Origin of the sequence: Rhodococcus sp. R1101, assembly GCF_000278445.1 — a bacterium.
GTDB classification, from domain to species: Bacteria; Actinomycetota; Actinomycetes; order Mycobacteriales; family Mycobacteriaceae; genus Rhodococcus; species Rhodococcus gordoniae.
On sequence record NZ_AJVB01000598.1, the window covers coordinates 1 to 2038 of the forward strand.

Sequence of the window (2038 nt, forward strand, 5' to 3'; positions counted from 1 at the left end):
CGTACTTGGCCTTCAGCGCGGCGATCTGCATCGCGGCACCGCGAGCGGCCTCGGCAGCAGCGTCGCCCTCACCGGTGTACTCGACGAGCACGCCGACCGACGGCGGCAGGTCCGAAGCACGCTTGTGCAGGTAGACGGCGGTCTGGCCGTCGAACGCCGCGACGCGACGCAGTTCGAGCTTCTCGCCGATCTTCGCGGACAGCTCCTGGACGAGGGTGTCGACGGTCTTGCCGTCGGCCTCGACGGCCTTGAGTGCCTCGACGTCGTTCGAGCGGGCCTGCGCGGCAGCGGTGACGACCTTGTCGGCGAGAGCCTGGAACTCGTCGTTCTTGGCGACGAAGTCGGTCTCGGAGTTCAGCTCGACCAGAACGCCGTCCTTGGCGACGACGAGGCCCTCGGCGGTGGAGCGCTCGGCGCGCTTGCCCACGTCCTTGGCACCCTTGATGCGCAGCTGCTCGACGGCCTTGTCGAAGTCGCCGTCGTTGTCGGCGAGCGCGTTCTTGCAGTCCAGCATTCCGGAGCCGGTGAGCTCACGGAGACGCTTGACGTCGGCGGCGGTGTAGTTCGCCATGGAAGCGAGCCTCCTGTGTCTGTGGTGGAAAAGTCTCTGGGCGCAGCCTCGGCGCCCGGACGGGCTCGGGCTGCGATGCGACGGCCCCGACCATGATCTTTCGATCGAGCGGTCGGGGCCGGGCAACGAATCAGGCCTCGGGGGCTGCGTCTGCGGCGGGGGCTGCGTCCGCTGCGGGCGCCTCGGCGTCTGCGGCGGGGGTGGCCTGCGCGAGCAGTTCCTGCTCCCACTCGGCGAGCGGCTCGGCGCCGGCCTCGGGCTTGGCCTCGGCGTCACCGCTCTTGCCGGCGCGGGCCTGCAGGCCCTCGGCGACTGCGGAAGCGACGACCTTGGTCAGCAGCGCCGCGGAGCGGATCGCGTCGTCGTTACCCGGGATCGGGTAGTCGACGAGGTCCGGATCGCAGTTGGTGTCGAGGATCGCGATGACCGGGATGTTCAACTTGCGGGCCTCACCGACGGCGATGTGCTCCTTGTTGGTGTCGACGACCCAGATCGCCGACGGAACCTTCGCCATGTCGCGGATGCCGCCGAGGGTGCGCTCCAGCTTGTTCTTCTCACGCGTGAGCATGAGGATTTCCTTCTTGGTGCGTCCCTCGAAGCCGCCGGTCTGCTCCATCGACTCGAGTTCCTTCAGGCGCTGCAGGCGCTTGTGGACGGTCGAGAAGTTGGTGAGCATGCCGCCGAGCCAGCGCTGGTTCACGTAGGGCATGCCCACGCGGGTGGCCTCTTCGGCGATGGATTCCTGCGCCTGCTTCTTGGTGCCGACGAACAGCACGGTTCCACCGTGGGCGACGGTCTCCTTGACGAACTCGTACGCCTTGTCGATGTACGTCAGGGTCTGCTGCAGGTCGATGATGTAGATGCCGTTGCGGTCGGTGAAGATGAACCGCTTCATCTTCGGGTTCCAGCGACGGGTCTGGTGTCCGAAGTGGGCGCCGCTGTCGAGCAGCTGCCGCATAGTCACAACAGGCATGCCTGTTTCTCTCTTTCGTGTCGGTTTCCGCGGTGGATCTTGCGATCTCCGCCCTGGCGTCCACATGCCCGTCGAACCCTTGCGGGACCGGCGACGGTCATTTCCGGTGCGGCCCGGAGAAAACGGGTCGGTACCGATGCGCGGACGCGCGAAGTCGATCTGCGTATACAGACCGCCCGACAAGTGTACGCGGAGCGGGCGCGGATCCCTAACCGGGAGGCACCGGGGCTGTGGAGAGATCCGGGTTGTCCACAGATCGCGACGACCTACTGGTGCGGAGGACTCCGATTCACGAGGCTGGCGGCATGGCCCTTGCCGCTCCCCTTCGGATGTTCCCCGTCGCGATCGCCGCGCTCGTCCCGCTCGGTGCGCTCGCCGCACCCGTCGTCGTCCCGCGCACCGCCTCCGCCGACCCCGGACGGTTCGTCTGGCCGCTCGATCCGCGTCCCGCCGTGAGCAGACAGTTCGATCTTCCCGAGCAGAACTGGCTCCCC

At 67.5% G+C, this 2038-nt stretch carries 2 protein-coding genes and 1 pseudogene; 1 reads left to right on the forward strand and 2 read right to left on the reverse strand.

Translation table 11 applies throughout. From position 1 onward, the window contains the following. Both tsf and rpsB read right to left on the reverse strand, forming a co-directional pair. The coding region (tsf, locus tag R1101_RS0122130; RefSeq protein ID WP_016935416.1) for a translation elongation factor Ts at nucleotides 1-571 on the reverse strand (571 nt) is incomplete at its 3' end. 130 nt (nucleotides 572-701) lie between these two features. Next, on the reverse strand, nucleotides 702-1544 hold the full coding sequence (rpsB, locus tag R1101_RS0122135) for a 30S ribosomal protein S2 (protein WP_026003585.1): 843 nt from the start codon (nucleotides 1542-1544) through the stop codon (nucleotides 702-704). Between the two features lie 305 nt (nucleotides 1545-1849). Between rpsB and R1101_RS29830 the strand changes: the two are divergent. Next, nucleotides 1850-2038 (forward strand): annotated as a pseudogene (locus tag R1101_RS29830) (M23 family peptidase); the annotation flags it as partial.

Coding starts and splice junctions, on each gene's coding strand:
- rpsB (WP_026003585.1), bottom strand. CDS start 1,544: ATGCCTGTTGTGACTATGCGGCAGCTGCTCGACAGCGGCGCCCACTTC.